The 11,664-nt window shown below is 63.3% G+C and carries 12 protein-coding genes; 5 read left to right on the top strand and 7 right to left on the bottom strand.

Going from position 1 to position 11,664, the window contains the following annotated elements:
* Nucleotides 1-323 precede the first annotated feature (323 nt).
* Complete coding sequence (locus BO1_RS46755) at nt 324-1,295, top strand: helix-turn-helix transcriptional regulator (RefSeq protein ID WP_028223463.1); 972 nt, start codon at nt 324-326, stop codon at nt 1,293-1,295.
* On the opposite strand, the gene BO1_RS60520 is transcribed toward BO1_RS46755, so the two are convergent.
* The 3 genes from BO1_RS60520 to BO1_RS46740 all read right to left on the bottom strand — a co-directional run bounded on the left by BO1_RS60520 (nt 1,292) and on the right by BO1_RS46740 (nt 3,616).
* Nucleotides 1,292-2,074, bottom strand: a complete 783-nt coding sequence (locus BO1_RS60520; protein WP_028223462.1) for an alpha/beta fold hydrolase — start codon at nt 2,072-2,074, stop codon at nt 1,292-1,294. The two genes, BO1_RS46755 and BO1_RS60520, sit on opposite strands and share 4 nt — an antisense overlap.
* Nucleotides 2,075-2,166: 92 nt before the next feature.
* Entirely contained in the window at nt 2,167-2,439 is a 273-nt protein-coding gene (locus tag BO1_RS60515; RefSeq protein ID WP_028223461.1) for a hypothetical protein, read from the bottom strand.
* Between the two features lie 283 nt (nt 2,440-2,722).
* Nucleotides 2,723-3,616: a LysR family transcriptional regulator gene (locus tag BO1_RS46740; protein WP_028223460.1), complete on the bottom strand. Its 894-nt coding sequence runs from the start codon at nt 3,614-3,616 to the stop codon at nt 2,723-2,725.
* A gap of 139 nt (nt 3,617-3,755) precedes the next feature.
* Here BO1_RS46740 and BO1_RS55730 point away from each other — a divergent pair, with 139 nt between their 5' ends.
* From BO1_RS55730 to BO1_RS46725, 3 genes are all read left to right on the top strand, one after another.
* On the top strand, nt 3,756-5,087 hold the full coding sequence (locus BO1_RS55730; protein WP_043289103.1) for an MFS transporter: 1,332 nt from the start codon (nt 3,756-3,758) through the stop codon (nt 5,085-5,087).
* Nucleotides 5,088-5,095: 8 nt separating this feature from the next.
* A complete protein-coding gene (locus BO1_RS46730) occupies nt 5,096-6,193 on the top strand; it encodes a M14 family metallopeptidase (protein WP_028223459.1) in 1,098 nt (365 codons plus the stop codon).
* 172 nt (nt 6,194-6,365) lie between these two features.
* Nucleotides 6,366-7,511 carry a porin gene (locus BO1_RS46725; protein ID WP_043289102.1) on the top strand — a complete coding sequence of 382 codons (1,146 nt, stop codon included), beginning with the start codon at nt 6,366-6,368 and terminating at the stop codon, nt 7,509-7,511.
* Between the two features lies 1 nt (nt 7,512).
* Here BO1_RS46725 and BO1_RS46720 read toward each other — a convergent pair whose 3' ends face one another.
* From BO1_RS46720 to BO1_RS46705, 4 genes are all read right to left on the bottom strand, one after another.
* Complete coding sequence (locus BO1_RS46720; RefSeq protein WP_028223457.1) at nt 7,513-8,118, bottom strand: FMN-dependent NADH-azoreductase; 606 nt, start codon at nt 8,116-8,118, stop codon at nt 7,513-7,515.
* Between the two features lie 132 nt (nt 8,119-8,250).
* A complete protein-coding gene (locus BO1_RS46715; protein ID WP_028223456.1) occupies nt 8,251-8,865 on the bottom strand; it encodes an FMN-dependent NADH-azoreductase in 615 nt (204 codons plus the stop codon).
* A 36-nt stretch (nt 8,866-8,901) separates the two neighbouring features.
* Nucleotides 8,902-9,969 (bottom strand): maleylacetate reductase, encoded by a 1,068-nt coding sequence (locus tag BO1_RS46710; RefSeq protein ID WP_028223455.1) that lies wholly within the window; start codon nt 9,967-9,969, stop codon nt 8,902-8,904.
* A gap of 41 nt (nt 9,970-10,010) precedes the next feature.
* Nucleotides 10,011-10,895: an intradiol ring-cleavage dioxygenase gene (locus BO1_RS46705; RefSeq protein WP_028223454.1), complete on the bottom strand. Its 885-nt coding sequence runs from the start codon at nt 10,893-10,895 to the stop codon at nt 10,011-10,013.
* Between the two features lie 339 nt (nt 10,896-11,234).
* Here BO1_RS46705 and BO1_RS46700 point away from each other — a divergent pair, with 339 nt between their 5' ends.
* Nucleotides 11,235-11,537: a Dabb family protein gene (locus BO1_RS46700; protein WP_028223453.1), complete on the top strand. Its 303-nt coding sequence runs from the start codon at nt 11,235-11,237 to the stop codon at nt 11,535-11,537.
* The last annotated feature ends 127 nt before the right edge of the window (nt 11,538-11,664 follow it).

Below are 11,664 nucleotides of genomic sequence, written 5' to 3'. Positions count from 1 at the left end.
CCGCGAAAACAAGTTAAGGCCAACGGGCCAGGAGCCCCGGCACACACACAACCAGTCTGCCAACACACCATCAAAATCTTTTAATCAAACACATTCTAAATAGCCAAATTAAAAAGTCTGCAGACAGCGACATCGCTGGAATTCCCGCGCGAGCCACGCGCACCTCTCGCACCTCTTGCCCCTCAACGAGATCCAGACAAACACCAACGCCCTTGGATACCCACGAATTCTGTGCTATCAAAATAAAAAGCAAAAAAATTTGATTCTGATGTCTTCCGTTTTCAGCCGGGGGCAATAAGCAAGATCAGAAAGCGGAGGCAGCCATGAACGAACTCAGTGGCTTTCTTCTTTCGTTGCATGGCGCGGCACGCGAAGTGCCTTTCGATGCCTTTCAGGAACATGCGCTCAAGCTGCTCAAAGCGCTCGTGCCATTCGACGCGGCACGCTGGGGCACAGCGCGTCACGACGCGCGCGGCGCGGCCTATCACGAGCCCTATCTCTACAACGACTCGCCCGAGTCCCTCAAGGACTACGAAGCCGTTCGCGAACACGATTGTGCCGCCGCGTGGTGCCTCGAACATCTCGGCACCGTGGCCAACCTTCCCCTCTCCGTGGTCTATGCGCACGAGCGCAGTCCGGGCCTGTTGAAGTATGTGCACCGCTACCGCCATATGCACGGCCTGATCATCGGCTGCAAATCCGGCGAGGACGGTCTGCGCCAGGCCATCTCGCTGTACGGCGCATACGATGACAAACCGTTCGACGAGTCGCAGCGCAGAACCCTCGAACTCGTGTTTCCGCATCTGATGGAGGCCTTGCAAACGAGCCTCGTGCTCCAGATGGAACGTATCAGGCCGCATCGCGGCGATGCGGCGTGGTCCATGGCGATTTGCGATGCGGGTGGCGATTTTCTGTTCGTCGAGCCTGACTTTCGCGATCTGCTGCGCGAGGAATGGCCGTCCCTCGCGCATCGTGCATTACCGGCGATTCTCACGCGGCTCGCGGCCACCAGTGGCCAGTCGAGCTTTCACGGGCGAGCCGCGCTGTTCTTCACCGAAGTGGTGCGCGACGCAGTGTTCGTTCGCGCACGTGCGCGCGTGCCGGTGGATGCGCTTTCACCGCGCGAACTCGAAGTCGCGAAGCTCGTTACCACGGGCCTCACGCACAAGGAGATCGCGCGTTCGCTGGCCATCGCGCCCGCCACGGTTCGCAATCATCTGCAGGCAATACACGAGCGTGCCGGTGTGCATTCGAATGCCGAACTCGTGCAGCAGCTCAGGCGTGCCGGTCATTAGATCGATTTCCACCAGCGCGAAGCCGGTGCTTCCAGGTGCACGAAGTGGCCCGTGTCGAGCTCGACGTATTGCGCGTGCGGAAAGAGCTGCATCCACGTGCGGCGCTCCGCGTCCAGATCGATGAGCGGATCCTCTCGGCCGAAAACGAGCTGCACCTTCTGCACGCTCGCCACCGGCTCGAGAGGTGGCAGCGGGTCGGCCCAGAAGTCGCGCACGATGACCTCGAACGCGCTGGGGTCCACCAGGTTCTGGCGCGCGAGCAGGTCCAGATACCAGCGCCGGCGCGTGTTCGTCCCCGCGCCCCAGTAAAGCTCGAAGAGGTTTGCAAAGCTTGTGACCTGAACCGCGAGCCGCGCGAAGCGCGCGTAGTCGCTGGTCGCCTTGAATTCCGCGAGCGCGGCCAGCAGCGGCTCGGAGGCCGGCGAGAGCGTCAACAGCCGCGTCGCGAGCCGCACGAAGGCATCGCCGATGTCGTAGATGGGCGCAAGCAGCCGCAGCTTGCCGACATGGGCGGGCACGCGCGCGATGAGCCGCAGCGCGAGATGCGCGCCGAACGAATGCGCGAGCAGATCGATCGGGCCGCCAGACGTATCGGCGAGCATGCGGATCTCGTCTTCCGCTGCTTCAACGAGCGCACCAAACGGCCGCGCAAACAGCACGACCGAGCGCGGCTGGTCCCACCAGTGAACCGGCAGCGTGTGCCCATAGAGATCGCGTTCGGCGATCGACGAGAGTCCCGGGCCGCCGTGCAGGAATAGCGTGGACAGGGGAGCGTTCATGATCGCTGGGCTCGATGTGCGAGGGTTGCCCGCCTTGGGACAGGCGGGCTTTGCAGGTGGCGGTGTGGCCGTGTGGCCGTTCGAAGGTCGCGTTACTGGACGTCGACCACGCCGTGGTGATCGCCGCACAGGCAGTTCGCACCCGGCTCGAGGCTTTGGTCGTGCAGATGGCAGGTCCAGCCGTGCGTCATGCGGCAGATTTTGTTGGCGCCCGCAGCCTGGGGTGCTGGGGCGGGCGCGGCGGTCGTCGCCGCGGTCGCTTCGGTTTGTGCAGTCATCGCGGCTGCGGGCTGTGCGGGGTTGTCCTCGGCTGACGCTGTCGAAGAGAGAACGAAGGCGACAAGGAGGGCAGTCGGCATCTTCATGTGCATCTCCAGATAAGACGAAAGGCGTCGTACGCGGCGGCTTTGCGGGTACGAGGCCGGACATCGTTCAGCGCGATGGTGTGACGTTGTTATGCCTGCCGCTTGTCTCGTGTTCGTCGTACAACAAGGATCGAATCGCGTGGTTTGCCGTGTTGTGGATCCCGTTCTAGAGATAGTGCGGAGTTCAGGCATCGCGGGCAATGATGCATTTGCATCATGCTTCGTGAGGGAGCGCACATCGGCGCGGTGTGCTTTGAGCCAGCGGCAGGTCCGTGCCCGATATCTAGCTGCTTGTCCCCAGCGCTTCCTTCACGCACTCGATGAACTGGAGCGCGGCGGGTGTGAGCTGACTGCCGCGGCGCTGGATCACGCAAATCTGCATGACCGGCAGCGCGTCGTCGAGTTCGAGCCGGCGAATGCCTGCGCGCTTGAATATGTCGTCGGCGAGCGGCTCGACGAAAAAGCCCACCACGTCCATTTGCGCGACGAGCGCGAGCGCCGCGGTGATCGAATCGCCGTGAATCACGCGTGTGGGCACCGGTAGCCCGAGCGATGCAAACAGGCGCAGCGTCGACGAAGTCGGGCCGTCGTCGCCAGGCAGCGCCCATTCCGCGTCGAGGAAGTCGCGAATCTTGCGGCGGTTGCGCAACGGATGCCGGTTGCGCACGCCCAGCACGAGCTGCACCGGCGCCAGCGGCACGCAGACGAAGTCCTCGCCGAGCGCCTGCGGGTCGATGTGCGTGATCGCGAAATCGACCTGCGCTTCGTGCAGCCGCGCGAGCATCCCCGGCAGCCCGGACTCGCTCACGTGCACGGCCACACCAGGGCGCTGTGCGCGCAAGCGCTTGTAGGCGGGCACGAAGACGGTCTGCGCGAACGAGGTGCTGACCGCAATGCGAATACGGCCGGCGCTGCCGTCGCGCAGTTGCGCAATCTCGTCGTGCGCGCGGCGCATGTCGTCGAGCAGGAGGCGCGCGCGCGGCAGCAGCGCGGCGCCGTACTCGGTCAACACGATCCCCTTCACGCTGCGCTCGACGAGCGGCGCGCCGATCTCGCGCTCGAGCTCCCGGATGATCTTCGTGACGGCGGGCGCGGTCACGCCCAGCGTGCGCGCGGCGCCGCGGATGCTCATCTCGGTGGCGACAGCCACGAATGCGTGCAACTGGTTGGGTTTCATGGCGCCTCATGTGTGCATGGGTGTAAACCAGATGGAAACAAGCATAAAAGATTTTTGTCTTTTCAGTTAACACCCGCGTACCTAGACTGCGCTCACGATGCCTGAACCCATGAGCACGATCGAAGGAGACGCCCCCATCATGCAACCCCAGCGCCCGCGCGAAGCCCACATTGGTCGGACGATTGCCGCGACCACGATCGGCAATGCGCTCGAGTATTTCGACTTCACGGTCTACGGGTTTCTCGCCTTCATCGTCGGCAAGCTGTTTTTCCCGACTTTCGACGCCTACGGCCAGATCCTGCTGGCGGTGGGCACGTTCGGAGTCGGGTTTGTGATGCGGCCGCTCGGCGGCGTCGTGATCGGGGCCTATGCCGATCGCGCGGGACGCAAGCCGGCCATGGTGCTGACGATCTTCCTGATGGCGCTCGGCTGCGCATTGATTGCGGCGATGCCGACCTATGCCGAGATCGGCGTGGCCGCGCCGATCCTGATCGTGGTCGCACGCGCGATCCAGGGGTTCTCCGCAGGCGGCGAGTTCGGTGCATCGACCACGCTGCTCGTCGAGCAGGCCAAGCCGCAAACGCGCGGCTATATGGCGAGCTGGCAGTTCGCGAGCCAGGGGCTCGGCGTGCTGGCGGCAGCGCTGGTCGTCGCGCTTCTGTCGTTCGCGTTGACCCCCGCAGCGCTCGAACGCTGGGGATGGCGCATCCCGTTCGCGCTCGGCACGCTGATCGCGCCGGTGGGCGCGTACATCCGCCAACAGCTGGAAGACCCGCACATCGGCGAAGCCCCAGCGCGTTCGAGCATGCGCGCGCCACGCGAGGGGCGGCTCGCGACGGTGTGCAAGCAACACGGCAGTGCGGCCATCGTCGCCATCGTGATCACGATGGGCGGCACCGGCGCTTCGTACGTGGTCAGTTTCTATATGCCGACCTACGCGATCCGCGAGTTCGGGATGCGTCCGGCGTTTGCGCTGTCCGCCGCCGCGTTGACCGGCGCACTGACGCTCGTCATCGCGCCGTGGGTCGGCCGCTGCTCCGACCGCATCGGACGCAAGCCGCTCATTCTGTTCGGCCGTGTGGCGCTCGTACTGTTCATCTACCCGGCATTCGCCTGGCTGAAGGCGTCGCCCACGCCGGCGGTGCTGTTCACGATCGTCGGTGTGCTGACCTTGATTCTCGCGATTCAGGCCGTGCCGAGCATCACGATCTTGCCCGAGATGTTTCCCGAAGACGTGCGCGCAACCGGCATGTCGCTCGTTTATAGCGTCGGCGTGGCGGTGTTCGGCGGCTTCGCGCCGTTCATCAGCACCTGGCTCGTGAAGGCGAGCGGCGACAAGCTCGCACCCGCCTGGTATCTGATCGTGACCGCGCTGGTGTCGCTGCTCGGGCTGCCGTACCTGAAGGACCGCACCGGCGAAAACATGGATTCAGCCGCCGAATCCAGCATTCCCTCCTGTTCGAAGATCTGAGCCACGCCATGAATCGCACTTCCGTTATCCCCCACTTTTCCGGCAGCTACGTCGAGGCGCGCCAGCAGTTTCTCGATGCCGCCGCCTGCCGCCGCGCCACGACTCAATCGTTCGTGCTGCCGCACTACACCGGTGCGTTGGGCGAGAGATTGTCGATCGACACTGCATCGCTCGGCGCCGCTGACGCCGACCGCATGCTGATCCTGAGCTCGGGCACGCACGGGCCGGAAGGCTTTTGCGGCTCCGGCTGCCAGGTGGCGACGCTGCACGACGACGACCTGATCGCGCGGCTCGACAAGTCCGGCATTGCGCTGCTGCTGATCCACGCCGTCAATCCGTACGGGTTCTCGCATCTGCAGCGCACGAACCAGGACAACGTCGATTTGAACCGCAACCATATCGACTTCGACGCGCCGCTGCCCGCGAACGACGCGTATGCGGAGATCGATCCGCTCGTGCTGCCCGACGCGTGGCCGCCTTCACAGGAGCACGAGCGGGCGCTCGGCGGGTATATCGCGCGCCATGGCATGCCTGCGTATCACCGCGCGCTGAGCGGCGGGCAGTACGCGATGCCGGGCGGCATGTTCTACGGCGGCCGCGCGCCCACCTGGAACAACCGCACGATGCGCACGATCCTGCGCGCGCACGCGGCCCGCATGAAACAGGTCGCATGGATCGACGCGCACACGGGCCTCGGTCCGCGCGGCCACGGCGAGAAGATTTACGCGGGCCGCAACGTAAGCGCCGACCTCGCGCGCGCCCGCTCGTGGTGGGGCGCAGACGTGTTCGCGCCGTTCGATGACGAATCGGAATCGCCGGTCGTATCGGGACCGGTCGCCTCGATTGCTTATGACGAGTGCCCGGACACGGCACTCGGCCTGATCGCGCTCGAATTCGGAACCTTGCCCTTCGACGAAATGATCTACCGCCTGCGCGCGAGGCACTGGCTGCTTCGCCATCCGGATGCGCCGGCCGCGCAGCGGCACGCCATCCTTCGCCAGATTCGCGACGCGTTCTATTGCGACCACGACGAATGGAAGGGGGCGGTCTGGGCGCAAACACGGGTTGCATTGGTGCAGGCGCTCACGGGCCTCGCGAACGCCTGATTGGAGCGGAAGGGACCGAGCCACGAGCTGGAGGCAGGGCGCGACGGGTTATGGATGTTTCCCATTTAATCAGGAAATCTAATTAATAACCCGGAGTGAGATTTTGTTGACGAAGCTAGAAAGTCACGCGGCGACACGGCGCGACGAAAACAATCTCAAATTTGGAGACGTGATGAAACTCAGAGTTGCGGTCGTATCCGGCCTGATGACAGCCTTTTCCATGAGTGCGCATGCACAGAGTTCGGTCACGCTGTACGGCACGATCGACGACGGCGTGAACTACGTGAGCAACGAGGGTGGCGGCAAGGCCGTTCAGATGGTGTCGGGCACATTGTTCGGCAACCGTCTGGGCTTCAAGGGCACCGAGGATCTGGGCGGCGGCACGAACGCGTTCTTCACGCTGGAGAACGGCTACGATTCGAATACCGGCCGCCTGGGACAGGGCGGGCTGTTGTTCGGGCGCCAGGCACTGGTGGGCTTGAGCGGCAGTTTCGGCGCGCTCACGCTCGGGCGTCAATACGACGAGCTGAGCGGCGAGTATTTGGGGCTGCTAGAAGCGGGCGACAACTTCGCCGGCTATCTCGGCGCGCACGCGGCGGACGTCGACAACCTCAACGATACCTACCGGATCAACAACGCCATCAAATACAAGACGCCCGATTTCCACGGCTTTTCGATGGCGGTGCTGTACGGCTTCGGCGGCGTGCCGGGTGATTTCGCGGCGAACCGCGTGATCAGTGTCGGCGGGCGTTACGTGCTTGGCGGCGTGACCTTCGCCGCGGCCTACGAAAAGATCAACGACCCCGGTGTCGGGCTGCTCGGCGCGACCTCGAGCCCTTCGCCGAGCGCACCGTTTGCCACCGCGCTGCCGACGCCCATCTGGGGCGGCTATCAGTCCGCGAGCACGTTGCAGATCTGGGGGGCGGGCGCGACCTACGCAATCGGCAACGCGACGCTGCGCTTCGTGTACACGAACACGCGCTTCGAGGACGTCGCCCAGACGCTGAATACGCCGTATCTCGGCCAGGCGGTCTTCAACAACTACGAGGCGAACGGCCAGTACCAGTTCACGCCGGCGTTCAATGTGGGGCTTGGCTACACGTATACCGATGCGCCGCGCGCGAAGTATCAGCAGGTCAACCTGGGCGCGCAGTACTATCTTTCGAAGCGGACGACGCTGTATGTGATCGGCGTCTACCAGCACGCGTCGGGCATCGATTCGTACGGAGCGCCGGCGGTCGCGCAAATCAACGAGGTGGCGCCGTCATCGACGCCGAATCAGTTTCTTGCGCGCGCAGGGTTGCTATTCAAATTTTAGCTTACGCGGCGAGCGCAGCGGTCTCTTGCTTCGCCGTTGCGATGGCGCCATTACGTGCTTCCTCACCCATCGCGACACCTTCGGCGCGGATGAAGGTGATGTCGGTGATACCCAGGAAGCCGAAGGCCGCCTTCAGATAGGTTTCCTGATGATCGAATGCAGCGGCGGGCGCACCGCCGCTGTACACGCCACCGCGCGACGAGGCGATGACCAGCTTCTTGCCGCCGCACAGGCCGACGGGGCCCTGCTCGGTGTAGCGGAACGTCTTCCCGGCGACGGAAATACGGTCGATCCAGGCCTTCAGCTGCGAGGGGATGCCAAGGTTGTACATCGGCGCGCCGATGACCACGATGTCGGCGGCCAGGAATGCTTCGAGCGCGGCCAGCCCGATGGCGACGTCGGCCTTCAATGCATCGTCGACGGGCGCGCCTTGTGCGGCCGCGAGGTGTGCAGCCGTGAGATGGCCGATGGGCGTGGCGGCCAGGTCCAGACGCGTGACCGTGAGGTCGGGTTGGCGGCCCTTGAAGGTCGCAACAACATCCGCCGACAAATCGCGGCTAACGGAGCCGGGGCCGAGGATGCTCGAATCTACGTGCAGCAGTTTCATGGAATTTCTCTCCGAAGTGGCAGACGATATGTTTGCCGTTTAGCTGCACGATAGGCCTCGAATGACCATCTGAATAGCCTGGTTTTTTCGATGGGATCCATCGCTCCGGGAGATGGAATTCGGCCGAAACCGTCAAGGCCGGAGGGCGGCTATTTCGACCTGTGCGTGGCAGATCGCGGCGTTGCGGGTGCGGGCGCCGAGCGCAAGGCCCTCAGCGCGGACCACCGTCACGTCGCGTAACCCGAGGAACGAAAATACGCCTCTCAGAAAGCTCTCGTGGTGCTCGAGCGCCGCCGTCGAGGTGTCGGCCAGGTAGACGTTGCCGCGAGTCGAAGCAATGATGACTTTTTTGCCGGATGGGAGCAGTGTCCGGACCTCACCGGTTTCGTCATAGGTGAAGGTTTCGCCCGCTATGACAATGCGGTCAATCCATGCCTTCAACTGCGATGGAACCGTCAAGTTGTACATCGGCGCGCCGATGACGATGATATCGGCCTCGAACAGTTCATCCAGATAATCCTCGCTTAGTTCGAGATCGCTGCAGAGTTCGGCGCCTTCGAGCGTTTCACCGGCGCGCGCGGCCATGTGCGCGGCCGAAAAGTGCAACGCGCAATCGCATGCAAGGTCGCGGTACACCACGTCGAGAGCGGGGTGCAGTCTCCTTTCCTGTTCGACGATTTTTGAGGAGAGCAAGCGGCTAACCGAATGGGTTCCGAGAATACTGGAATTGATGTGCAGCAACTTCATTGCAACGTCTCCGATAAACGCGGGGGACTCGCAGCATTACGGCTTCGGCGCGGCTCCTTCGAATGCGCGCTGCAGCAATGCGCGAATTGCGTCACGTTCCAGCGGCCGCGGATTCCAGTAAGCATTGCTGCACGCGAGGTCGGTGGCGCGGTCCAGCTGGTCCTCACGCATGCCGATGTCCTTCAGCGCAGTGGGTGCGCCGTTTGCGCGTGCGAGTTCGTACAGGCCTTGCGCCGCGTTTTCATGCCCAACGGCCTTCGCGATGCGCTTCATCGCTTCCGGTGCAGCCTCGGCGTTGTACGCTAGCGCATGTGGCAGCACGATCGTGTGCGTTGGCGCGTGCGGCAGATCGAAACTGCCGCCCAGCGTATGACATAGCTTGTGATGCAAGGCCATGCCGACGCTGCCGAGCACGGCGCCGCACAGCCAGGAGCCGTAGAAGGCGTCGGCGCGCGCGGCCGGATCGTCGGGCTTCGCGACGATCTTGGGCAAGCTGCGCGCGAGCGCCGCGATGCCTTCCTCGGCCATCAGGCTCGTCAGCGGATTGGCGTCGCGCGCATATAGTCCCTCTGCCGCGTGCGCGATGGCGTTGATGCCGCTCGTGACCGACAGGGCTACGGGCAGCGTCAGCGTGAGGTCCGGATCGTAGATGACCGTCTTCGGCAGGACACGAATGTCGGTTCCGGTGCGCTTCTGGCCGGCCTCGGTGAGCCCGTAGATGGGCGTCATTTCGCTTCCGGCGTAAGTGGTGGGCATCGCGAGAATGGGCAGGCTCGATTCGAGCGCGATGGCCTTGGCGAGTCCGATCGTCGATCCGCCGCCCACGGCGACGATGCAATCGGCGCCCAGCGAGCTAGCTGTCACCCGCGCCTCGAGTGCGAGCTCGACCGGCACATGCATGGCGGCGCGATCGAACAGACCCGCTGATCGGCTAGCCAGTTGTTCGGCCACCGATGCCCCGAGTGCATGCTGCTCAGGGCTGCACAGGACCAATGCACGCTGCGCGCCCAGCGCCAGCAGTTCGCGTTCGAGATGAGCGCGTGATCCGCTGCCGAACACGACCCGCGTCGCGCGGCCGTTATAAACGAAGTCAGATGTGGGCACGATGGAACTCGAAGTTCGGTTGATCGGGAAAGTTGCCGGCGTCACGCCGTCTGCGCGACCGGGTTGAGGACAAATTCATAGTCGAGCGTGTAATACGGCGTGTCCATGTGCGTACCATCGGGCGCCACGCCCGGGGCGTGTTCGACCCAGTCCGCCACCAGGGTGGAGCGCACGCCAAAGACGGCGTCCGAATCGAGGTACTGGTCCCCGTTGCGGAAGACATGGGTGATCAGGGGCTCATAGCCGGCCGCGTTGATCCAGAAGTGCAGATGTGCGGGACGCCACGGGTGTCGTCCGAGCGCTTCGAGCATCTTTCCCACCGGGCCGTCGTGCGGGATCGGATATGCCTCCGGGAGGATCGAGCGAAAGTGGAAGCGGCCGTCGGCCAGCGTGCGCAGACGGGCGCGCGCCCGAAATTCGATCTCCTCCTGCTGTGGATCCGCGTATTGGACGTCGTAGTAGCCGTCTTCGTCCGATTGCCAGATCTCGAGCGCCGCGCCCGACACGGGCTCGCCGTCGAGGCCGCGAACGTTGCCTGAGACGAAGCACGGCAGACCGGCCGCGCCATTGGATACGTCCTCGCCATTCTGGTACTCGGGCGCGCCTTCCACGAAGAACGGTCCCAGCACCGTGGCCTCCGTGCATTCCGGCGGCTTACGGTTGTTCTGCGTCGTGGTCAGCATCGAGAGGCCGAGCGTATCCGAAAGCAGTATGAACTCCTGACGTTTGTCGTCGGTGATATGACCGACGTCGGTCAGGAACTGGATGGCATAGCGCCACTCGTCCTCGGTCAGTTCGATGTCGCGTGCAAAGGAGTGCAGATGCTGCACGAGACTGGTCATGACGGTGCGTAGTCTGGGATTCTTGCAGCCGCTCATGGCTGCAAGGGCGGCTTGGGTAATGGTGTCTTCGCTGATATTGCGCATTGCTGCCTCCACGTATCTCTTTGCCGGCTTCATCGTTGAGCGGTCATGCCCGCACTCTAGCGGCGTTCGTGAAGGAAAAATATGCGTGAGCGCGAAAACAATTTTCCGGTAGGTGGAAAAATGATGGTTGGAGATGCCAGGTGCCAAGAGGATGAGCTTGGGGTGATTCTTCCACCATGCGGAGGACAGTTCTTCTGCGGGGCTATTTCTCTTCTCACGAGAAGGGCATATCGTGGTTTTAAATTGTACGGGCGGAAAATATAGTGTGGAGGAGTCGCTGGCGGAGGAGAAGTCTTCCGGCTATGCGGTCGTTTTGAGTCTATTTACAAGGGCATGAGCATGATCAGGCACATCGTGATGTGGCGTGTCGCGGGTCGAACCGCAGAGGAGCGCCGTGAAACGGCTTCGTACGTCAAGAAGGAGTTCGAAAGTCTTCGGGGGGTGATTCCCGGTATGGTGGCGCTTGAAGTGGGGATCGATGTTAGCGCAGTCGATTACGCCTGCGATGTGGTGCTGGTTACGGATTTCGAGTCGCGTGCGGCACTCGAGGCTTATGCGGATCATCCGGAGCACCTGAGGGTTCGTGAGGCGCTTACTGGTATGCGGGAGGCGCGTCATCAGGTTGATTATTACCTGCACTAGGCGGGGGGGCCGGCGGTGCGCAGCCTTGGTTGCAGCCTGTCTGGCATGTGCCATGCGTGATATTCGTGTGTGTTTTGAACATTTTATGGCTCGGTTTTGGTGGGGGTTTTTTGTGCGTTGGCCTTAA

Source organism: Paraburkholderia oxyphila NBRC 105797, assembly GCF_000685075.1.
GTDB lineage: Bacteria > Pseudomonadota > Gammaproteobacteria > Burkholderiales > Burkholderiaceae > Paraburkholderia > Paraburkholderia oxyphila.
The sequence above is the reverse complement of the archived record's forward strand: the minus strand, read 5'-3'. Positions and strand labels throughout refer to the sequence as shown.

Excerpts from the sequence above, each read along its gene's own strand:
- BO1_RS46755 (WP_028223463.1), top strand. The coding sequence starts at position 324 with ATGAACGAACTCAGTGGCTTTCTTCTTTCGTTGCATGGCGCGGCACGC.
- BO1_RS60520 (WP_028223462.1), bottom strand. The coding sequence starts at position 2,074 with ATGAACGCTCCCCTGTCCACGCTATTCCTGCACGGCGGCCCGGGACTC.
- BO1_RS60515 (WP_028223461.1), bottom strand. The coding sequence starts at position 2,439 with ATGAAGATGCCGACTGCCCTCCTTGTCGCCTTCGTTCTCTCTTCGACA.
- BO1_RS46740 (WP_028223460.1), bottom strand. The coding sequence starts at position 3,616 with ATGAAACCCAACCAGTTGCACGCATTCGTGGCTGTCGCCACCGAGATG.
- BO1_RS55730 (WP_043289103.1), top strand. The coding sequence starts at position 3,756 with ATGCAACCCCAGCGCCCGCGCGAAGCCCACATTGGTCGGACGATTGCC.
- BO1_RS46730 (WP_028223459.1), top strand. The coding sequence starts at position 5,096 with ATGAATCGCACTTCCGTTATCCCCCACTTTTCCGGCAGCTACGTCGAG.
- BO1_RS46725 (WP_043289102.1), top strand. The coding sequence starts at position 6,366 with ATGAAACTCAGAGTTGCGGTCGTATCCGGCCTGATGACAGCCTTTTCC.
- BO1_RS46720 (WP_028223457.1), bottom strand. The coding sequence starts at position 8,118 with ATGAAACTGCTGCACGTAGATTCGAGCATCCTCGGCCCCGGCTCCGTT.
- BO1_RS46715 (WP_028223456.1), bottom strand. The coding sequence starts at position 8,865 with ATGAAGTTGCTGCACATCAATTCCAGTATTCTCGGAACCCATTCGGTT.
- BO1_RS46705 (WP_028223454.1), bottom strand. The coding sequence starts at position 10,895 with ATGCGCAATATCAGCGAAGACACCATTACCCAAGCCGCCCTTGCAGCC.
- BO1_RS46700 (WP_028223453.1), top strand. The coding sequence starts at position 11,235 with ATGATCAGGCACATCGTGATGTGGCGTGTCGCGGGTCGAACCGCAGAG.